This window comes from Belliella kenyensis, assembly GCF_022549675.1.
GTDB classification, from domain to species: domain Bacteria; phylum Bacteroidota; class Bacteroidia; order Cytophagales; family Cyclobacteriaceae; genus Belliella; species Belliella kenyensis.
Map to the genome: position 1 here is coordinate 121,456 of NZ_JAKZGR010000001.1, position 20,396 is coordinate 141,851.

The 20,396-nt window shown below is 37.9% G+C and carries 16 protein-coding genes; 7 read left to right on the forward strand and 9 right to left on the reverse strand.

Annotated features, from left to right (window positions below):
• Positions 1 to 50 precede the first annotated feature (50 nt).
• Genes MM214_RS00450 through MM214_RS00460 form a run of 3 tightly spaced genes read right to left on the reverse strand, consistent with a single transcriptional unit; the run spans position 51 to position 3,431 of the window.
• Positions 51 to 1,145 (reverse strand): DegT/DnrJ/EryC1/StrS family aminotransferase, encoded by a 1,095-nt coding sequence (locus MM214_RS00450; RefSeq protein WP_241290782.1) that lies wholly within the window; start codon positions 1,143 to 1,145, stop codon positions 51 to 53.
• Positions 1,120 to 2,427 carry a glycosyltransferase family 4 protein gene (locus tag MM214_RS00455; protein ID WP_241290784.1) on the reverse strand — a complete coding sequence of 436 codons (1,308 nt, stop codon included), beginning with the start codon at positions 2,425 to 2,427 and terminating at the stop codon, positions 1,120 to 1,122. The genes MM214_RS00450 and MM214_RS00455 overlap by 26 nt, the downstream gene beginning before the upstream one ends.
• A gap of 17 nt (positions 2,428 to 2,444) precedes the next feature.
• The gene (locus tag MM214_RS00460; RefSeq protein WP_241290786.1) at positions 2,445 to 3,431 is read right to left on the reverse strand and encodes an aldo/keto reductase; all 987 of its coding nucleotides are present in this window, start codon (positions 3,429 to 3,431) and stop codon (positions 2,445 to 2,447) included.
• A gap of 76 nt (positions 3,432 to 3,507) precedes the next feature.
• Here MM214_RS00460 and MM214_RS00465 point away from each other — a divergent pair, with 76 nt between their 5' ends.
• Entirely contained in the window at positions 3,508 to 3,897 is a 390-nt protein-coding gene (locus MM214_RS00465; RefSeq protein WP_241290788.1) for a Dabb family protein, read from the forward strand.
• 54 nt (positions 3,898 to 3,951) lie between these two features.
• Positions 3,952 to 5,289, forward strand: coding sequence for a S41 family peptidase (locus MM214_RS00470; protein ID WP_241290790.1), 1,338 nt, complete (start codon positions 3,952 to 3,954; stop codon positions 5,287 to 5,289).
• A gap of 104 nt (positions 5,290 to 5,393) precedes the next feature.
• Here the strand turns inward: MM214_RS00470 and MM214_RS00475 are convergent, their stop codons facing one another.
• The 6 genes from MM214_RS00475 to MM214_RS00500 all read right to left on the reverse strand — a co-directional run bounded on the left by MM214_RS00475 (position 5,394) and on the right by MM214_RS00500 (position 15,162).
• Positions 5,394 to 6,962 carry a calcineurin-like phosphoesterase C-terminal domain-containing protein gene (locus tag MM214_RS00475; RefSeq protein ID WP_241290792.1) on the reverse strand — a complete coding sequence of 523 codons (1,569 nt, stop codon included), beginning with the start codon at positions 6,960 to 6,962 and terminating at the stop codon, positions 5,394 to 5,396.
• Between the two features lie 180 nt (positions 6,963 to 7,142).
• Positions 7,143 to 8,417 (reverse strand): DUF5689 domain-containing protein, encoded by a 1,275-nt coding sequence (locus tag MM214_RS00480; protein ID WP_241290794.1) that lies wholly within the window; start codon positions 8,415 to 8,417, stop codon positions 7,143 to 7,145.
• A gap of 11 nt (positions 8,418 to 8,428) precedes the next feature.
• The gene (locus MM214_RS00485; RefSeq protein WP_241290796.1) at positions 8,429 to 9,889 is read right to left on the reverse strand and encodes a SusD/RagB family nutrient-binding outer membrane lipoprotein; all 1,461 of its coding nucleotides are present in this window, start codon (positions 9,887 to 9,889) and stop codon (positions 8,429 to 8,431) included.
• 11 nt (positions 9,890 to 9,900) lie between these two features.
• Positions 9,901 to 13,377 carry a SusC/RagA family TonB-linked outer membrane protein gene (locus MM214_RS00490; protein WP_241290797.1) on the reverse strand — a complete coding sequence of 1,159 codons (3,477 nt, stop codon included), beginning with the start codon at positions 13,375 to 13,377 and terminating at the stop codon, positions 9,901 to 9,903.
• A 78-nt stretch (positions 13,378 to 13,455) separates the two neighbouring features.
• Entirely contained in the window at positions 13,456 to 14,418 is a 963-nt protein-coding gene (locus MM214_RS00495) for a FecR family protein (protein ID WP_241290799.1), read from the reverse strand.
• A gap of 213 nt (positions 14,419 to 14,631) precedes the next feature.
• Positions 14,632 to 15,162: a sigma-70 family RNA polymerase sigma factor gene (locus tag MM214_RS00500; RefSeq protein ID WP_241290801.1), complete on the reverse strand. Its 531-nt coding sequence runs from the start codon at positions 15,160 to 15,162 to the stop codon at positions 14,632 to 14,634.
• A gap of 219 nt (positions 15,163 to 15,381) precedes the next feature.
• On the opposite strand from MM214_RS00500, the gene MM214_RS00505 reads away from it, so the two are divergent.
• The 5 genes from MM214_RS00505 (at position 15,382) to MM214_RS00525 (ending at position 20,396) form a co-directional block, all read left to right on the forward strand.
• A complete protein-coding gene (locus tag MM214_RS00505) occupies positions 15,382 to 16,827 on the forward strand; it encodes a protein adenylyltransferase SelO (RefSeq protein ID WP_241290803.1) in 1,446 nt (481 codons plus the stop codon).
• A gap of 49 nt (positions 16,828 to 16,876) precedes the next feature.
• The gene (locus MM214_RS00510; protein ID WP_241290805.1) at positions 16,877 to 17,281 is read left to right on the forward strand and encodes a GNAT family N-acetyltransferase; all 405 of its coding nucleotides are present in this window, start codon (positions 16,877 to 16,879) and stop codon (positions 17,279 to 17,281) included.
• Between the two features lie 155 nt (positions 17,282 to 17,436).
• On the forward strand, positions 17,437 to 17,901 hold the full coding sequence (locus MM214_RS00515; RefSeq protein ID WP_241290806.1) for a GbsR/MarR family transcriptional regulator: 465 nt from the start codon (positions 17,437 to 17,439) through the stop codon (positions 17,899 to 17,901).
• 71 nt (positions 17,902 to 17,972) lie between these two features.
• The gene (locus MM214_RS00520) at positions 17,973 to 19,340 is read left to right on the forward strand and encodes a TolC family protein (RefSeq protein ID WP_241290808.1); all 1,368 of its coding nucleotides are present in this window, start codon (positions 17,973 to 17,975) and stop codon (positions 19,338 to 19,340) included.
• Between the two features lie 3 nt (positions 19,341 to 19,343).
• The gene (locus MM214_RS00525; protein ID WP_241290810.1) at positions 19,344 to 20,396 is read left to right on the forward strand and encodes an efflux RND transporter periplasmic adaptor subunit; all 1,053 of its coding nucleotides are present in this window, start codon (positions 19,344 to 19,346) and stop codon (positions 20,394 to 20,396) included.

Consider the following 20,396-nt stretch of genomic DNA (forward strand, 5'->3'; position numbering starts at 1 on the left):
TAGCAAGCTATATTTTTAGCTTACTGGTGTCATTTGTATATAGTGCTATCTCAAACTTTGAATTTTTTGATCACCTCGCAAATGCGCAATACTTCTTCTTCGCTTAACCAAGGATTGAGGGGTAGGGATAATATTTCTTTGGAAATCTTGAGGCTCTTTGGAAATTCACATGTAACCTTGTAAGGTTTCAAATATGGAATTGGTAATGGATAGTGGATGGCTGTATCGATATGGTTTTCATGCAAAAACGCTTTCAATTGATCTCTGAATACCGTCTTGATGACAAACAAATGTATACTATGGGAAGTAGATTTGAGATCATTAGGAAGTTTTAGCCAATTCAAATCCCCCAATTGACTTTTATAAATTTGGGCAAGTAGTTTTCGCTTACTTTGCCAATCATCAAAATATGGTAACATGATATTCAAAAATCCGGCTTGAAGCGTATCAATTCTTGAGTTTCTACCTATCATGATATGCTGATCTCTGTGAATTTGCCCATGGTTTATTAACATTTTCAGTTTTTCAGCTACAGATGCATCTTTACAAACCATTGCGCCAGCTTCTCCTAGAGCCCCAAGATTCTTACTAGGGTAGAAACTGAAGCAACCAATATCTCCATACATTCCCGCACTGATACGCTCTTGAAATGCTCCAAAAGCTTGTGCTGCATCTTCTATTACTTTACAGTTATGTGATCTAGCCCAAAGCATCAGAGGATCCATATCGACCATTTTTCCATAAAGGTGTACGGGAATAATTGCTTTTGTCATTGGAGTATATGCTCGATCCAATAGTTTCAAATCCAATAAACCATCTCCATCAGTATCGACATACACAGGCTTGGCACCCACCAAATGCACTACTTCGGCTGTAGAAACCCATGACATGGCGGGTACGATCACTTCATCTCCAATTCCAATCTCCATGGCCCTTAAAGCAATTTCTAAGGCATCAGTTCCATTGGCGCAACTTACCACATAAGGTGCACCGAGATATTCGCCGAGCTGTTTCTCCAACAAAAACACTTCATCTGATCCTGAAAAAATCCCTTTGTTCAAAATTTGCTTAAATTTTTGCACAAGATCTTTCTTTACATCATCAGAAAATCTACCTAGGTCAAGAAACGGGATCCTTGATGTCATCCAATATGTTTGCTAAATGTTGAGTAAGTTTTTTTCTTGAGTATTGGGATGTGGAAGCAGAGTTTTTTGATCTTGAATTTTGGTCAAAATCTTTCAAATAAGAGGTAATCCCCTCAAGATCATGATGTGCAAAAACCTCACCTGCTTGGGCTGATCTGAGAATCTTTGCAGAATCACCTCCTTTATCTCCTAAGGCAATCACTCTTCTTCCTGTGGCAATATATTCAAATAGTTTTCCTGGAATATTACCTTTTGCGTTTTTGGTGTCTGTCAGGATCAAGAGTAAAATATCCGCGTCTCGATAATAGTCAAATACTTTTTCATGACTTACATAACCTTCAAAAGAGACATTAGCTTTTAGCCATTCATTTTGATTTACGTAATCTATCACCGTAGAGGACACCTTACCAACAAATCTGAGCATCACATTTATAGGCTTGTCTTGAAAGCTTGCTTGATACGCTTGAAGAAAGGGTATAGGGTTTCTTATAGCATCTATTACACCTGTGTAGACAATCTCTAAGCTATTGTCTTTCTTTTGATTGTCCATTTGCCAATCAGGAGGCAAGTCGGCAGGGTCAAATCCATTGGTCAGCAGGTGCACTAGTCTACTCCCAGAATGCTCCAAATCAGCCTTAAAAGTAGGGCTGATAGTAGTTATAGCATCAGCTTCCTGAAGGACAGATTCTTCAAGTTTTACATGATAATTTCTCACTAGCTTGCTCATGGGAAGAGTGTCTAAAAATTCCCATTGAGACCATGGATCTCTAAAATCAGCCAGCCAAGGGATGTCTAGTTTACGTTTGAGATTTCTACCAATCAGGTGTAGGCTGTGTGGTGGTCCAGTAGTGATGATTGCATCAATTTGATTATTTTGGATAATATCAGCTAAGAAATTGACAGATGGTCTTACCCAGAAAATCCTCGGATCCGGAACAAGAAGATTTGCTCTCAGCCATATAGCTGCTTGATCTATCAATGACTTATGCTTCTTTTCGAGAACTTTGGATGTGTCAGCTAACTTTTCCTTTTTTAAACTTCTGAAAATACCATAAGGCTCCCATATAGGGAACTTAATGACTTCCATTTCTTTAGAAATCTCTTTGCCTAAGCCTTCGTCTTTCAAATCAAAATCAGGGTTTTCTGGGGTGAAGATCACTGGTTCCCATCCGAATTCTGGAAGATATTTGGCAAACTTTAGCCACCTTTGTACACCAGATCCTGCCGAAGGTGGCCAATAGTATGTAATGATCAATACCTTTTTACTACTTTTGATATTCATGATTTGGGCTTTGCTGTTTACCACTGATGTTCCACCTCTTTTTGTATATACTGTTGATATACAGCATTTACAGCTTCCATCATTTGAGTAGATATTGAAGGTAATCGACTTGCTTGAATATTAGAAATGAGTTGTTCTGTTTTGGAAGCTCCGGGGATTACTGTGCTCACCTCGGGAAACATCAAGACCCAACGCAGTGCCCATTGTGCCAAAGGTTCATTCCCTTTAAAGATCTCTTTCAAAGCGTCTACCGCTTCTAATCCGATATCAAAAGGTACACCAGAGAAGGTTTCTCCTTTGTCAAACGCAGCTCCTTCTCTATTAAAAGACCTGTGATCTTCTGGATCGAAACTGCTCGTGGCTGTCAATTTTCCTGTCAAAAGTCCACTTGCTAGAGGTACTCGAGCAATTATACCTATATTTTTTTCTTTTGCTAAAGGGAAAAATTCCTTTGCCGGCTTGTGTCGGAACATGTTGAAAATGATTTGAACCGAAGTGACATTTTCATATTTTATTGCAGCTTTAGCTTCATCTACAAGTTCTACGCTGACACCTAGATTTTGAATTTTTCCTTCTTTTTTCAAAATATCAAAAAGTTCAAAAATCTCATCTCTTTGATATACCGCTGCTGGAGGGCAGTGAAGTTGGATCAAGTCTATTGTTTCTAGTCCTAGATTTTTCAAAGATGCTTCGACATATTTTCTGAGTGCTGTAGGTGTATAGCCTTCGTTGACATGAGGATTGATAAAGCGACCACACTTTGTAGCAACATATACACGCTCACTGCGCTCTCTGATTACTTTTCCTACAGCGGCCTCACTCAAGCCACCATCATAAACATCTGCGGTATCCAAAAAATTGACACCCTCATCCAGTGCCTTGTGTAGTATTTGATGAGCCATTTGATGATCAAATTGACCACCCCAGCCTCCACCAACTTGCCAAGTTCCCAAACTTACTTCCGATATATTTAGATTTGATTTACCTAATTTTCTGTATTGCATATTAATAATCTTTTAAGTGATAGGAGATGAGGAAGCAATTTAAATTTTTATATTTATAACTTTCAAATCAAAACCTATGAAATCTAGAAGAAACTTTATCAAGAAAGTGGCTTTAGCAGGTGCTACAGCTTCATTGTCAGGCAGTTTGTATGCCGACAACCATCCGAAACAACGTTTGTATCACCAAGTATTTTTCTGGCTGACCTCAGAAGATGAGATACCAAATTTCCTTGAAGGTGTAAAAATGCTGGGAAAGTGTAAAACTGTAGCTGATGCAGTAATCGGAACACCAGCACCGACCAAACGCCGGGATGTTGTGGATCACAGTTTTCATGTATCCTGTTTGGTGATATTTGATTCTGTAGAAGATCATGACGTTTATCAAGAAGATCCACTTCATTTACAATTCATTGAAGAGTATGGACATCTTTTTGCAGAAGTGAAAGTTTATGATTATTTGGTATGAACCGATTGGTAGGAAAAAATCGTTAATGTGAATATTAACTTATAGATTAAAATTATGAATATCAGGTTCTTTCCTCAAATTATTCTTCTGGTTTTTACCTTCGGCTTTATTTGCAGCTGTAATCCAAAGGAAGAAAATCCAGATCCTGCAAAGGTGGATTTTGCAGTTCAAAATGCAATTGTAGAATCTATGAAGCGGTGGTATTTTTGGAATGAAAGAATACCTGAGAATATAGATGTCACAAGATACACCTCAAATGAAGCTCTTTTGGATGCTATAATCTTCAAGGATCTAGACAGATGGTCTTATATCACTACAAGAGAAGCTTTCAATGCATCTTTTCAAGGAACGATTACGGGAGCTCACGGCTTTGGTTTTTCGTTATTGAATGATCGCATGTATATATCATTTGTATATAATGAGGCTCCTGCCGGGAAAGATGGTTGGAAAAGAGGATGGGAAGTCGTTGAGATCAATGGTAAACCAATTTCTGAATATCGAACAAGCAATGGTTTTAATTTTCAATTAGGACCAAATGAAGTAGGGTATACCAACAGCTTCAAGCTCAAATTACCTGACGGTTCTGAAAAGGCGACCACTATATCAAAAGCCCAATTTCAATCCAATTCTGTGCTTTACAGCAATGTGCTTCTGCAAAATGACAAAAAGGTGGGCTATTGGGTGTATCAGAGTTTCAGACAAACTCCAGGGCTGACAAATCCTGTCAGAAGCCAAGAAGTAGAAGATACTTTCAGCTACTTCTCTCAAGAAGATATAGATGAATTGATCATTGACCTGAGGTACAATGGTGGTGGTTCTGTAGCGGTGACGGAGCAGATACTAAACTATTTGGTGCCACAGGCGAATTCTGGACAAGTCATGTACACAAACAGGCATAATGCGCCAAGATCAAATAATAATCGATCAGTGAATTTCAGTAAAAGGGGAAATTTGAATTTGAGTAGAATCATATTCATTACTTCACGTGGATCAGCTTCTGCATCAGAGTTATTGATCAATTGTCTAGACCCTTATGTTGAGGTGATTTTGATAGGAGACAATACTTATGGCAAGCCAGTGGGTTCTTTTCCACTTTCTTTTGACAATAGATTATTGAGAGAAAAAAATGTAGAGGTAGTTCCGATCACTTTTGCAATTGATAATGCTAATGGACGTGCTGACTACTTTGAAGGATTTCCAGTAAACTTTCCTGTACCAGATGACCCAAGTAAAGATTGGGGTGATCTTGCTGAGGCTAGATTGGGAGCAGCTTTGCAGTTCATCACTACTGGGAGTGTTTCTAGTGGAAGGTTGACTCCTCAGTCATCTTATTTCCAGTGGCATATGATAGATGATTTTGAAGGCCTTTGGAAAGAGTTTCCAGTATATTAATAAAATAAATTAGCCTGCTACTAAAATTGAATCAGCTATTAATCGACTATTTCAATAGCGACTAATAGCTGATTTTGTTATATAGGTTTGAGTTGAATTGAGAATTATTTTTCTACTGCTTCGATTTTTGCAGTTGCCTTATGCTTTGTTCCAAACAAATCTGTAGCTTCAACTTCTATCGTATGGATACCTGCAGGTAAGTTATTAGGAACACTAGCTCGCCACAAGTGAGTACTTTTGGCTGGCAATGAAGGTCGTCTACCTTCAAGCAATTTCTCTGATCTGTCCCACTCAAAAAGATCAAGCATGTATTTTGGATCATAATCTTCGAGGTAAGACATTTTTACCCATTTACCTTCATTTAGCCTGAAACGAACTTCATTTTCTTCTGTTCCCATAAAGAAATTTACATAAATATCAGAGGTATTTCTTTTGCCAGCTTCAATGACCTTTGGAGCAAAAATGTCCATTTGATAATCTGCGGGTTTTCCAGGTACTTTATAATTGATCTTGTACTCATTGCCATTCACTTCCAAAAATGCATACCCTCTAGGTGAGCCATCTCTCATGGTGGCAATAGGTAGTCCATTTTCATCTAATTGGCCTTTGTACCAATCCCCTGAGGGTGTTCCGGCATTGTAATGATGATGCGGCCTATTCCCTTTCCAACCATAAGATTCTCCCATAAGATCTTGTCTTTGGTAATGCGTGTGAGCCGACATACTCAAAGTATGTGGATAGTCTTTAAGCAATTCAAACAAACGCTCCCTATCTTCATCTCTAAAAGAATCTCCTTCTTCAAAGAGAGGAATATGCATCGCCACAATCACCAATTTGTCTTTCGAAACATGCTTCAAATTGTTTTCAAGAAACTTCAATTGATCTTCTCTAAAACCACCCCAGTAGCCCTTGCCATCTCGTGGATCTGGATATAGGATGTTCTCTAATACGATGATGTGTGCATCAGCATAATTGAAAGCATAAGTAGAAGGGCCAAAATGCTTAGAAAAAGTCTCATCTGTCAGTTGATCTTCCTCTACATCATAGTTTTGATCATGATTTCCCATGACATGATACCAAGGTATACCAATTTTTGAAATTACTTTAGAATAGGCTGGATATAAACTGAGATCGTCACCAACAATATCTCCTAAGGCAATTCCAAAAGGAATGCCCTGAATCCCCTCAACTTCTTTCACTACTGACTGGTAAAAATAGTCCACCTCTGTCAGGTTATATGGCTGAGGATCCCCAAAAACCAAAGCAGTAAAAGAACTCGATTCGTCTTGTCTTTTGATGGGGAAGTCTATCGATTTTGGGAGTTTTCCTGTCGGCTCAGATCCAGCATACTTCAATCCTTTTGGTGAGCCTGATGGCTTGTAGATATAGTAATGCTGAGGGAAGTTGAATTCGTTCAAGGCTACTGCATAACCTGATGGCTTTATCAAAAATATCAAATCACCCTCCTTGACTTCTAGACTATATGATCCCTTTTCGTCTGTTTTTACGACATCTCTTCCATTGGAAATTGCCACGTCAGAGATACCTTTTTCATTTCTATCCTTTTTTCCGTTGCCATTGAGATCTTCATATACGATGCCTTTGGCTGTTTCTTGAGCCCAAAGGAAAGTACTACTTAGTAATCCAATGAGGAATAGGTTGATTTTTTTCATCTTCATTATTTTAACGAGCGTATTTTTTATTGATTGTAGAATTTTCTATTTGTGTATACTTCAGCAAGAGCTGATTTTAGGTTTTGGTATTTGGCATTACGAAATTGGCTTTTCTTGTGATAGAAGAAAAGCCAATTTGTTTATTGAATTATGAATAATTTCTACTTCTTGACAAAGCAATTAGTAGTTTTCATAAACTGCAAAGTCATCTATGCCTAATCTACCATTTCTTACAGTGGTACCATTGCTAGGACCTAGGCCGAGCTTATTGATTCGAAATCTTACTGGTTCCCTGATGTCTACAATAAATGAAGCTTGCTTTGCTATGGAACTTGTGGCAAAAGTATGAGCATCAGTGATAGGTTCCCCTACGATTTCCCAAGTTTGCCCCTGATCGGTGGATGACTCTAGTTGAAAAGTACATCCTTGGTCATTGAAGTATGAACCGTACCAGAAGGTAACTTTGGAAGCTCCCTTTGGAAGATCGTATTTCATTTCCAAAAATGCTGATACAGTCAAATTTTGCTGAAATCTGACCGCTTGCGTACCGCTCACGTGACGATCTCTATTTTGAATATCTCCAAGTATACTTTGAAACATCTGCCATGGGCCTGTTTTTAATTCAACAATATTGTCTATAGCAACCATATTGTAGCTAGGCTTAGCAGAAGCCAAAGGATCTTCATAATCTTCTGGATATCCTAAATAAAGAGGTCCACTAGGCTCAACCAAATCATTGGAATTTCTCAAGCGTATTTCGATCCCTTGCTCACCTTGAAATGCAATGCCCCGAAAAGATGCGCTAGGAGCTAGTCGGATGTCACTGAAATCAGCTGATGGATCTACAAAGATTGCTACAGATTCTCCACTTCCGTCTATAATCATGGTGCGGCCTGCTAGTGTTTTGCCTTCCTCAGGAAACTCCACCAAATCGGCCGTTACCATCACGAGGGTATTTTCAAATTGGGAAAAGTTAGCTTTAAGTCTCGCAATATCTAGCGCAGCCACATCTAGAGAATTGTCACTGTCTATTCTTCTGACTTGGGTACTTTGTAGACCGGTGACTCCTAAGGTTCCATTAACCCGCTCTAGCTTTGAATTCTCAAGGTTGATTTCTATGAAATCTCCTTGCTCATAACCTGATGCAATTTCAGGAGTTAGAAACAAAGTCAAGCCTCTGTTGACACTTCTCCAATTGTAGCTTATGATTAATTGACCAGCTGGGACATTTCCAGCTCGTTGATCAGATATGACATAACCTTGGGTAATGTATGCACCTGATAGTTTTTCTCGGGTGATTTCTATTGATTCACCTTTGTATAAGTTGTGAACTACAGGGAGGGCAGCTATCGGATTGGGTGTGCCACTTGCCGGATTCTCGTCTTCTTTGAGACAAGATGAGAATAGGAGCGATATGCTCAATAAGTATAGACTTATAATTGAATACCTTTTCATGCTTTCTAAGATTAATCTTCTGTGTTCCACCAAACTTTTGTGTTGATATTATCAGGGCCCATTCTTTGAAGTGCTTCATTATAATTTTTAGCATTAAGGGCCTGTACATTGATAGGATAGCCAAATCTAGCAGGCATTCTCCCACCATTCAGCATTCCATCTCCAGGGATCAGCACTGGATGACCAGTTCTTCTATGCTCATACCATTGCTGGAAATCCGTGAAGAAAAGTGCAAAGTATTTTTGCTTTAAAATAGCATCCATCTTTTCATCAAATGTCCAGTCCTCCTCCCATGCCAAAAATGGTCGATTTAAAAAGCCATCTGGAGCTTCCAAATCCCAGTGAGCAAGTGCAGAAATGATCCCTGATTCGTAATAATCCTTTGGATTGCCATTGATATAACCTTTCAATGCTGATTCAGCTAAGATGAATTGAACCTCCGCATGGTTGATGATATTGCCCATTCTAGGATCAGTTTTCAATCCAACTTGTAACGTACTCTGGCGCTCTGGAATCTGTCCAGAAGACCAGCCACTGGGAATTCCTGCATAGATTCCAGAAGCCATGGTAGACCAAATTGGAAGTCTAGGATCTTGCCAAGAATTCAAGTTGTTGATGAAAAATTCGGTGTATCCTTTATCTCCATTGAAATCAAAATCTCTAAAATTCCAAAAAGCACTGGTCAAAGGCTGCTGACTTCCTAAAGGTAAAATAGCTGATTCTGTTGGATTCGTGAAAATGGGATACTGACTCGGGTTCTCAATGATTTCACGGATTTTTTGTGCTGCATTTACTTCAGCTTTGCCAGAAGCTCTTAACAAAAGCCTCAAGTATATAGAATTCCCAAATTTTCTCCACAGAAGAGCATTTCCTTGATATAAAGGATCATATTCAGTAAGGTTTCCGGGTAGGTTTCCACTAGTGGACAATAAAGTGTTAGCTTCTTCCAGCAGTTCGAAAAGCCCAAAGTAGACATCTCTTTGAGGATCAAAAACAGGCGTGACATTACCGATTCTTCCTTGATTTGCTTCGGTATAGGGTATATCGCCAAACATATCCGTCAGTAGAGAGAATGTCCAAGCCTCTAGCACTCTTGATAAACCTTTGAATGTCTCAAACCCATTAGTTCGTGTTTCTTCGGCTTTATTATAGATATCTTTGATATCTGTGAGCTGCAAGTACCAATTTCGCCACATATAATCTGACTCAGTGGGTCTAATGAAATACCTGTGAAATTCTCTTGAGTCTACAGTAGTCACATGTACTTGCATGATTTCATTGGTAAGCCTCATGGCACGATTTTGATTTCTCCATACAAGATCGTGAAGGGTAGGAGCAAGCAAGGATTCTGGATTTGCTACCACAGAAGTATTGGGGTTGATATTCATGTCTACAAAATCTGCGGTACATGAAGCGGATACAGCCAAAATGATTGCTGTTGAAATTGATTTGTATATTGATTTGATTTTCATGATTTCAAATATTAAATGCCTAATGATATATTGAAACCGATTGTACGGGTAGAAGGAAACTGCGCAATTTCTGCACTTTTGGATATATCCCCATTGCCTAAGGTTCCAAATTCTGGATCAAATGAAGGCCAATGGGTAAACACAAAGAGGTCTCTTCCATATACACCAACGGTTGCATTTTGAAGCATCAACCTTTGCAGGTACTTTTGTGGGATTTTATAGTCCACTCTCATTTCTCTAAGCTTGATATAATCAGTGCTAAAAATGTTGGACTCTAAATTGTCTCTATTGAAATGTCTGAAATAGTAATCTCTGATAGAAGTAGCTACCACATCATTTGGTCTATAGGTACCATCTCCATTAGCTATGACACCTTCTCCTATAATTCCATTATATCTTCCAGGTAGGGTTTTGTTCAATTTTCCTTCTTCCATCAGTACAGAGTGAGTCAAAGAGTAAGCTTGACCACCAAACTGTCCGTCAAAAAGTACAGAAACTCTGAATTGCTTGTATTTGAATTCATTACCAAATCCAAATCTATACAGTGGTGTTGCATTTCCTAAGAATAGGATAGAATCACCAAGGACCGGATAGCCATTTTCATAAAGGATTTGACCATCTGGTGCTCTTTCATAACCTAAGCCATAGATATCTCCAAATCTTCCTCCAGGTCTAGCTTCGACAGTTCCCCTGCTACCAAAAACAGTACCCAGCACCATATTTTCCATACCATCAGCAAGAGAGATTACTTTGCTCATATTATGTGTAAAGTTCCCATATACGCGCCAGTTCAAACCATTTTTTATTTTGACAGGGACAACATAGGATTCTATTTCAATACCTTGATTTTGAACATTTCCAGCATTTACAATTTTTGAATTGTATCCACTTGCTGGATCTACTGGTGTACTTAGGATCTGATCAAAGGAGTTGCTGTGATAAAGTGTCACATCGATACCAAAACGATTGGAAAACATTTTGATGTCTGTCCCGATCTCATAACTTCTTGTTCTTTCAAAACTTAAGTTGGGATCCGGTATAGCAGTTGGGTTGGTCAATCCACCTGGGAATGTGGGCAATGCCCCATAAGAATAATCTGTCAAATAGGCTGTAGTACCACCACCACCAACTGAGGCATATGAAGTTCTTAATTTAAGATAATCAATCTGTCTGGGCAATTGAATAGCATCAGACAATATTGCACTTAGATTAGCAGAAGGGTAGAAGAAAGGCGATACATTTCCTGTGACTGGTGATGCGAGTGTACTAGCCCAATCTTGTCTTCCTGTAATGTCAAGAAACAAAACATTCTTGTAACTGACAGTTCCTAATGCATACAAGCTATTCACCGCATAGTTTCTTCTAAATGGAAGTGAAATCAATACATCCTTGCTATTGGCAAAGCTGTAGATTCCAGGGAATAAAAGTCTTTCAGCTCTGTACTCATCTTTTTTGTAAGTATTCTTCATCAAGCTACCACCTACAGACATGCTGAAGTCGAAGGATTTTTTTCGCTTGTAATCATAAGAAAGCAAAAAATCTGAGTTGATCTCATGTGCATAAATGTTTTGTTCCCTGTACATTCCTTCAGCGAACTTTTGAGTTCCCATAGGTCTTTGTTGACTTCTTGACTCATACATCATATCAATGGTGGTTCTGACCATCAATTTCAATTCATCCGTGAAATTGTAGTTTGCTTGGGCAGTTCCTACATATCCATTTCTCTCAGATGCATTAAGCATCTCATAGGCTTGCAAATATGGATTATCAAGTAAGTTTGAAAAGGGTCTGTTTTGCAAAACCCCTTCTTGACCAGGAACCCATGGATTTCTGAACCAGTCCATATTGGCATTGGGTACCAAACCTCTGATAAAATACATTATCGTCTGATTATTGTACCCAGTAGTAGGCAAGTTGTCAGATTGTCTGTAATTATAGTTTACTTTGGTATTGATAGATAGCTTATCTGTGATGTCATGGTTCAAGCTGAATGCAACAGTAGTTCTATTGTATCCAGTATTTGGGACGATCCATTCATTTCTCATATTGGTAAATGAGAGTCTTGTCCTTGTTCTTGCATTACCTCCTTGTATGGCTAGGTTGTTTGTGAAAGTCTTTCCAGTTTCAAAAAATTCCTTTCTATTGTTAGGATAAGCTCTCCAAAGTGTCCTTTCTGGAGGTGTAAGCCTATGGAATTCAGGGTTGTATTGATAGTAGTACTGTCCATCAAATCTTGGTCCCCAAGCTGAACTGGTAGAGTAGGTACTTGGGCCATCTTCTGTAGCACCATAGCTATAGTATAAATCTCCCCCAACATTACCTTGACCATATTCATTTTGATAATCTGGCCATCTATTGATCATATCAAAGGCTGTGTTTGAAGAAAAAGTGATGCCCAGTCCTTTGGTTTGTGTGCTACTTCCACTTTTGGTTGTGATCATGATTGCACCATTTGCACCTCTTGCTCCATATAATGCAGCAGCTGCTGGGCCTTTGAGGACTGTGACACTGGCGATATCGTCAGGGTTGATATCTGATAGACTTGATCCAAAATCGACTGGAGAATCATCGCTCAGGTAGGAGCCACTCCCTTGACCGGTCAGCTGACCACTACTTCCAGAAATCACAACACCATCGACTACAATAAGTGCTGAATTATCACCTGTAAGTGAAGTTTCGCCTCTAAGTATGATTTGAGTGGATCCAGCAGGCCCGCCACCAGACTTGATCAAGTTAAGCCCTGCAACTTTTCCCGTAAGTGCATCACTCCAATTATTTGGGAGTGCATCTGTGAGTTCCTCACCATTTACTGTAGTGGATGAATAGCCAAGGGCTTTCTCTTCTCTTTTGATGCCCAATGCTGTCACTACTATTTCTGAAAGTGAATCATCCTCTTTAAGAATGACATTAATGGTATTTTCATTTCCTATGACATACTCTTGTCTCTTGAATCCTACGTATGAAAATATCAGGACGTCACCCACTTCGACAGAAATACTATATTGACCTTCCATATCGGTAATGGTGCCTTTATTTTTCCCCTGAATCACTACATTCACTCCTGGAAGCCCTTCACCTGTGAGCTCTTCTGTCACCTTACCTTTGACTACTACGAGCTGGTCAGCATTTTGAACAGCGACTTGATTGACTGCAATTACTTGATTAATTTGCTTGAATCTAAGGTTACTTTTAGAAGATAGTTCTTGAAGCAATTCGTCTAACTGTACTTCTTTTTTTGAAATGTTTATGACTGACTTTAAATCAATGCCAGACTGGTAAGAAAATTTGAAATTTGACTGAGACTCTATATCACTGAAGTGCTTTTCGATGTTTTGATTATTTTGACTCAATGTAATGACAACTTTGGAGAGTTGTTGAGCATTGCCATTGGCTGCTAAGGCCAGGTTATGTACCAAGCCAAGAAAGCAGCACACCAGCATTGCTCTCAATTTGATTCGCTTAAATAAGCTGGGTAACTTTTTTTTCATAATTTTGAACTTTCGTGTTTAAGTTTTGCATAAGACTAATTCATGGATGTTTTGGTGGAGTCGTTGCACCGACTCCGCCTATTTGCATTCACCAAAGTTGATTTTCACCTCTTTGGATTTTAATTCATATTCAATGGGTATAATAAATGCTATAGCTTGGAGCATTTCTTCCAAACTCAATTTTTGGTAAGTACCTGTCACCCGGCAGTTGTGTATTTTTGGCTTTTGATAGGATATTGATACGCCGTACCAAGACTCGATTTGTTTTACCAATTCATCGATATTGCTATCTATCAGTACCAGAGTCTGTTCAGTCCAGCCAAAGAATAAGTCAGGCTTTTGGATTTTAGACAGCTCTATTTTTGTGTTTTCGTATTGGAGTAGATCATCTTGTGTGAGCTCATGATATTGGCTATCATTTGAGTTTACCAATACTTTTCCACTTTTTACTCCCACAGTTTCAGCCATTCCTTTATAAGCACTGATGCTAAAAGATGTGCCCAGAACCCTAGTCTCAAGGTTTTCTGTTTTGATCACAAATGGTAAGTTTGGGTTTGATACCACATCAAAGAATGCTTTTCCACTTAGAGAAATATTTCTTGACTTAGAAAAATCTGATTCAACCTCAATTTCAGTATTGTGATGCAAATATACCTTTGACCCGTCTGGTAACTTGATCATTTTGATCATCCCTTCTTCATTAGAAAAAGTTAGGACATTTTGAATTATTGTATTTTCTTGACTCTGTGACTGATCGAGTAGGTAAAAGATACCATACAATCCAATGGCAAAACAAGCAGCTAAAGTTGTGATCAAACGTACTACTCTTGTCCGATTTGCTTTTTTATGATCAGTTCGCTGAAGGATGTTTTGATAAAGCTCAGCTTTGATTTGGCTTTTGGTCCTTTTTTGATGATCTGCTATTTCAATATCTTGATCAATTTCAAAAGTATCATACCATTTATTGATTTCTTGAATTTCATCTGAACTCGCATTTCCTGAAAACAGCTTTTGTATTAAACTCTGAAAGTATTGATGCATAATTTTGGCTTCTTACCAATATGTTCCCAAAGAGGTCTGTGATTACCATATTTTGAGGTTATCAAAAAGTTAATTGTAAGTCTTTGTATTTAATGTATAGGAAATATGATGTTAAAAGAGAAGGCATACATTACAACCAACGTTTTTTTGATAGATAAAAAATGGACTAACTAAATTTAGCGAAACCAAAATATTAGTAATACCCTCAAAAAATTAAGTATTTAATAAGGCTAGGAGAATAGGAGCTGCATGCTTCATTTCATTTCTAACTATGGCCAGAGATTTACTCAATTGATTATGTATAGTTTGTTTTGATAAGTTTAACTTTACAGCTATATCTTCTGTACTTAGTCCTTCTATTTTATGAAGTCGAAAAATTAAACGGCATTTGGGACTTAATTTATCAATCGCAACTTCTAACTGATTGTAAAGCATTTCAAATTTCTCTAAATCTTCATTTTCCTCAGCTACAAGTTCTAGACTATCGATTGTTTGAAATGATGCCTTATTTAGGGAGTTGAAATGTTTGAGTACCTTATATTTGACAGCAGTCAACAAATAAGCTTTGAGTGAGCTTTGGATGGAGATGCTTTCTTTTCTCTGCCATACATCTATAAAAACCTCTTGAACAATATCTTCGGTGATGGCTTGATCTCTGACACGGACATACGCAGCCTGATACATAGCTTCCCAATATTCATTGAAAATGGATTCAAACTGTTTTTGGTTTTTGATCGGTAACATTCCTAGGGCACTTACTCATTTGGAGCAATAAAGTTAAATAAGCGGTACCCAACTGTTTCCAAAATGATGTTATGTTTTCTTTACCAAATCTTCCTTTAGATAAAGTTGTACTAATATAATTGAATTATTATGCATTAGTACACGTTCTAAAATTGCTGATAATAGGACATATATTTACAAATCTTCCTTTTCTAAGTAAATTATAACTTCTCTTCAAAAATGGAATCCTTAAAACTTCTAAATGACTACACCAAACTGCCTGCAAAGTTTTTTTCTCAACAAATGCCAAATCCTGTACTAAATCCAAAATTTATAATTTTTAATAATTCATTGGCAGAAGCAATGGGATTACCCATGATGACACAAGATGAGTGGCTAGAGTTGCTTTCTGGAAATCAGGTTTTGAAAGGATCCATGCCCATTTCGCAAGCATATGCAGGTCACCAATTTGGGAATTTCACTATGCTAGGTGATGGCAGAGCGGTTCTTTTAGGGGAGTTTTTGACCAGCAGTCAAGAACTTTTCGATATCCAACTCAAAGGCTCTGGTAGAACGCCATATTCACGTGGGGGAGATGGTAGAGCGACAGTCTCAGCCATGCTCAGAGAATATTTGATTTCTGAGGCTATGCATAATCTAGGAATCCCTACTACTCGATCGCTAGCAGTGGTCAATTCTGGTGAGAAGGTACAAAGAGAGATGGAATACAATGGAGGGATTTTGACTAGGATAGCTAAAAGTCATCTTAGGGTAGGCACTTTTGAATATGCCTACCAATATGGGACTATGGAAGATCAAAAAGCTTTGACTTCCTATGCAATAAGTAGACACTATCCAGAATTGGAAAACGCAAAAAATCAAGCTTTAGAATTGCTTAAAAAGATATCAGAAGTCCAGGCGGATTTGATTGTAGACTGGATGAGGGTAGGATTCATTCATGGTGTGATGAATACGGATAATATGAGTATAGCTGGGGAAACAATCGACTATGGCCCTTGCGCTTTTATGAATAGCTATGATCCGAACACAGTCTTCAGTTCTATAGATACACAGGGAAGGTATGCTTATAGAAATCAGCCAAGGATAGCCCAATGGAACCTTTCTAGATTGGCTATAGCTCTTTTAGATCAACTTCACACTGATCAAAATTTAGCTATCGAGATGGCTCAGGATATAATCAACTCATTTCCATCACAGTATGAATCCAAATGGCTTAATATGATGAGGAATAAACTAGGCTGGGAGGGCAATCAAAGTGGAGATCAAAATTTGATCGAGGATCTGCTGCACATGATGCACAAATATAAAGCAGATTATACCAACACTTTTCTAGGTATCGCTGATAGAGAAAATTACGACTCTCCTCTTCTTGACAGTATGGAATTTCAAGAATGGAGCATGCTATGGATGAGTAGAGCTACTATGGATGGAAGAGATTTGGATCAAACCATTTTGAAAATGAAAGGCTATAATCCTGTTTTTATTCCAAGAAATCACATGGTAGAAACCGCACTTATGAGGGCTAGTCAGTCAAGTGAATTCGGACAATTCGATGAATTGCTAAAAGTGATACGTGATCCCTACCAAAACAAAGAGCAATATACTGCGTATAGAATACCTCCTGAAAATGGAGATTTAGGATATCAAACTTTCTGTGGAACATAAGTTTGTACAATTAATTTGCAAGTCCAACCCTCAATAACCCAAATGAATCATGTTAATAAAAGAAATTTCCTTGGAAGAAGCCCTACCTGTAAGACATTTGGCTATGTGGCCTGATAGAGACATTGATTTTGTAAGGGTGCCTGGTGATGAAGAAGCTATTCACCTTGGTTTGTTTGTAGATAGAAAACTTATTTCAGTAGTTTCTATATTCAAAAAAGGAGATGAAGCTCAATTTAGGAAATTTGCAACCTTACCAACTTTTCAAGGTCGAGGTTATGGAAGCAAGCTTTTGGTTTATATGATAGGTTTCGCTCAGCAGCAAAATTTATCTAAAATTTGGTGTAATGCGAGAGCATCAAAGATTGACTTTTATTCAAATTTCGGATTAACAACTACAGATAAAACATTTCAAAAGGCTGGTTTAGAATATGTTATTATGGAAAAGGAGCTTTGAGTTTTTTTTTAAAAAAAATATCACAAATTTTGGTTCTGTAATTACAGAATTAAAGAAACTTATTTATATTTGCATCGTTATAGAGCTAAGATTAACAACGCAATCATTTTTCTGATCTTTATCAGAATCTATAATTTTAAATTTGAAGACTTGTTATGGCATTAAGTGAGAAGAAGAGAGCATTGATAGAAAAGATAGGGGTTCATTTTGAATTCAAAGGAATGCAACCTTTGTTTGGTAGAATCATAGGCTTGATGCTAGTGCATGAGCGTGCTGAGGTTACGTTTGAAGAAATTGTAGATGAACTAAACGTCAGCAAAAGTGCGGTGAGCAATGCGCTGACATTTCTGCAAGCCACTGGCAAAGTAGCTTATCACACCAAGCCTGGAGATAGAAAACGGTATTTTCACCTTCCTATGAAAGACTTCACCAGCGATATGGAAAAGGAGCTTATGGAGATCGTTAAGTTTGAAGAAGTTTTAGAAGAGGTTTTGGTAGAAAGAGGTGAAACAAATGCAGATTTTAACTGCTCACTGAAAGAATTTTTGAATTTTATCAAATTCATAAAAATGGAGATACCGGTGCTCATTGAAAAATACAAAAGACAAAAAGGTCTTTAAAAAAATTTACTTATCTAGTTCTTTATTTTCAGAACCAACTATACTTTAATATTAAAATACAAATTAAATCTATGTTACGGAAGTATCTATTCTATGCTATGTTCTTGATAAGTCCGCTTCGCCTTGAGGCACAGCAAGACATACCACAGTCACCCCAAGGCAAATTGACCTTTTCTGAAAGTCTAAAAATCGGTTTAGAAAATAGTCGAACATTAAAAAAAGCCTATTTGGATGAAGAGAGTGCTAGATTTCAAAGGAATGAAATCAGGGGAGCAGGATTACCTCAGCTCAATGGTTATGGGCAATATCGAAATTTCATCAATGTCTTTCCTCAAGCTTTACCTGGTGAGTTCTTTGGAGGTACGCCAGGCAGTATCGATGTAGTAGCATTTGGAGTACCTCAATCCATACAAGCAGGTGCTCAATTGAACCAATTGATATTTAGCAATTCCTATTTGGTGGGATTGAAAGCTGCTAGGACAGGTGAAGAGTTTTACAAGCTTCTTTCACAGCAAACAGAAGAGGATGTGATTTATGACATCTCATTGAACTACTTCAACACCGTACAGATGGAGCTACAGAGAGAGAATCTATTGGCTAACATTGATCAACTGGAAGGTTTGGCTAAGATCCTTGAAGCTCAATACAAAAATGAATTGGGAAGAAAGGTAGATTTGAATCGTGTCAGGGTCAATTTGACCAGCTTAGAAAGTGAGTTAGAGAACCTAGATATCAATATTGAAAGGAGCAAAGGCTACCTCAATCTTCTTATGGGGATCCCTGTAGATACCCCAATAGCTTTAAATATGGAGATAGGGGAGAAAGACAATGACCTTCCTGGTTTCAGGATTTTGGACCTTGACTTAGGTGAAAGAAAAGACCTTCAGATATTGTCAATTCAGCAGCAGTTGTACAATTATGAACTGAAAAATATCAGAGCTACAAATCAGCCTCAACTGGTTGGATTTGCAGATTATAATACAAATTCATTTGGAAACAGCTTCGATTGGTTCAGTCAAAGTAAGGGCTGGTATCAGGGGTTTCTAGTAGGGTTAAAACTGGACATACCCATCTTTGATGGTTTTGTAAATCGATCTAAAGCGGCCCAGTCCAAGGTAAAAGCAAGACAACTCGAGTATGATATTGCTTTGGCAGAAGAATCGGCAAATTTAGAATATCATAGTGCAACAAGTAAATATTTTAACTCAATACATACACTCAATTCACTATATGAAAATTTGAAGCTAGCCAAAGAAGTGATGGAAGAAACCGAACTTCTTTACAAAGAAGGGATCAGCCCACTGACGGATGTGCTTGAAGCAGAGACTACTTTACGTGCTGCTCAGAGTAACTATAATAACCAAATCATTCAGGTAAGAATCTCCCAATTAGAAATCCTCAAATCAACTGGAAATATCAAAAACCTTATCAATCTATAAAAAATGAAAAAATTAATCATCGTTGTACTACTCCTCAGTGGAGTAGCAGCTACAGCTTATACTTTGTACAATAATAAAGTCGAGCTAAATGAGACTGCTGAAATCGCCATGAAAACTAGTGATTTCATTTCAGTCACTACTGAAGAAGTACAGCCAAGATCAATCGTGAGAAATTTCACCTCCAATGGAGTATTTGAACCTTTTCAAGAGCTTCAGATCATGTCAGAAGCTAGTGGAAAAGTGACTCAAATTTTCAAGAAAAAAGGTGACTATGTAAAAAAAGGCGAGGTCATCATTCAGATTGATGATAGATTGATCAGATCCGAATACAATATTACAAAATTGAACAAAGATCAATCGGAAAAAGATTTGAAAAGATATATCAATTTGGCTCAAAGCGAAGCCATTACCAAAAAGCAGTTTGAAGATATAGAGATGTCTTTCCAAATCACCGAAAATCAACTTTTGGCTCTCGAAAAAAGACTTGATGATACCAAAATCAAGGCACCTATTTCAGGATTTATCAATGAAGATTTCTATGAAATAGGGACATTTTTGAGCCCGGGCATGCCTGTAGTAAACTTAATCAATAAGAACCCTTTAAAGCTTAGAGTGAATGTGTCTGAAAGTGAAATTGCTAGAATCAAACTTGGAGAGGAAGTCAATATATCAGCGAATGCTATTCCAAATGAGAAATTTAAAGGAAAAATCGAATTCATCTCAGAAAAAGCTGATGCGTCCTTCAAATACGAAGTGAGAATTTTGTTAAATCAAGGAGACACCGGAAAGATAAGACCAGGTATGTATGGCACAGCTTCATTTGAGTTTGCTCAGAAAGAAAATGTACTACAGCTAAGTAGAAAATCCATCGTAGGAAGTCTCAAAGAGCCAGGAGTATTTGTCATCAATAATGATGTGGCAACTTATAGAAAAGTTCAAATCAATCCATTGAAAGATGGCTATGTAGAAATTGTAGAGGGGCTAGCTTCTGGAGATGAAGTCATCTCCTCAGGGCTGATCAATATCAAAGAAGGAACAAAAGTCAAAGTGCAGTAA

What these genes read in the sequence shown, in the direction of transcription:
- MM214_RS00495 (WP_241290799.1), bottom strand. Translation starts at nt 14,418, where the DNA reads ATGCATCAATACTTTCAGAGTTTAATACAAAAGCTGTTTTCAGGAAAT.
- MM214_RS00490 (WP_241290797.1), bottom strand. Translation starts at nt 13,377, where the DNA reads ATGAAAAAAAAGTTACCCAGCTTATTTAAGCGAATCAAATTGAGAGCA.
- MM214_RS00475 (WP_241290792.1), bottom strand. Translation starts at nt 6,962, where the DNA reads ATGAAAAAAATCAACCTATTCCTCATTGGATTACTAAGTAGTACTTTC.
- MM214_RS00480 (WP_241290794.1), bottom strand. Translation starts at nt 8,417, where the DNA reads ATGAAAAGGTATTCAATTATAAGTCTATACTTATTGAGCATATCGCTC.
- MM214_RS00525 (WP_241290810.1), top strand. Translation starts at nt 19,344, where the DNA reads ATGAAAAAATTAATCATCGTTGTACTACTCCTCAGTGGAGTAGCAGCT.
- MM214_RS00455 (WP_241290784.1), bottom strand. Translation starts at nt 2,427, where the DNA reads ATGAATATCAAAAGTAGTAAAAAGGTATTGATCATTACATACTATTGG.
- MM214_RS00465 (WP_241290788.1), top strand. Translation starts at nt 3,508, where the DNA reads ATGAAATCTAGAAGAAACTTTATCAAGAAAGTGGCTTTAGCAGGTGCT.
- MM214_RS00515 (WP_241290806.1), top strand. Translation starts at nt 17,437, where the DNA reads ATGGCATTAAGTGAGAAGAAGAGAGCATTGATAGAAAAGATAGGGGTT.
- MM214_RS00485 (WP_241290796.1), bottom strand. Translation starts at nt 9,889, where the DNA reads ATGAAAATCAAATCAATATACAAATCAATTTCAACAGCAATCATTTTG.
- MM214_RS00460 (WP_241290786.1), bottom strand. Translation starts at nt 3,431, where the DNA reads ATGCAATACAGAAAATTAGGTAAATCAAATCTAAATATATCGGAAGTA.
- MM214_RS00510 (WP_241290805.1), top strand. Translation starts at nt 16,877, where the DNA reads ATGTTAATAAAAGAAATTTCCTTGGAAGAAGCCCTACCTGTAAGACAT.
- MM214_RS00470 (WP_241290790.1), top strand. Translation starts at nt 3,952, where the DNA reads ATGAATATCAGGTTCTTTCCTCAAATTATTCTTCTGGTTTTTACCTTC.
- MM214_RS00520 (WP_241290808.1), top strand. Translation starts at nt 17,973, where the DNA reads ATGTTACGGAAGTATCTATTCTATGCTATGTTCTTGATAAGTCCGCTT.
- MM214_RS00505 (WP_241290803.1), top strand. Translation starts at nt 15,382, where the DNA reads ATGGAATCCTTAAAACTTCTAAATGACTACACCAAACTGCCTGCAAAG.
- MM214_RS00500 (WP_241290801.1), bottom strand. Translation starts at nt 15,162, where the DNA reads ATGTTACCGATCAAAAACCAAAAACAGTTTGAATCCATTTTCAATGAA.
- MM214_RS00450 (WP_241290782.1), bottom strand. Translation starts at nt 1,145, where the DNA reads ATGACATCAAGGATCCCGTTTCTTGACCTAGGTAGATTTTCTGATGAT.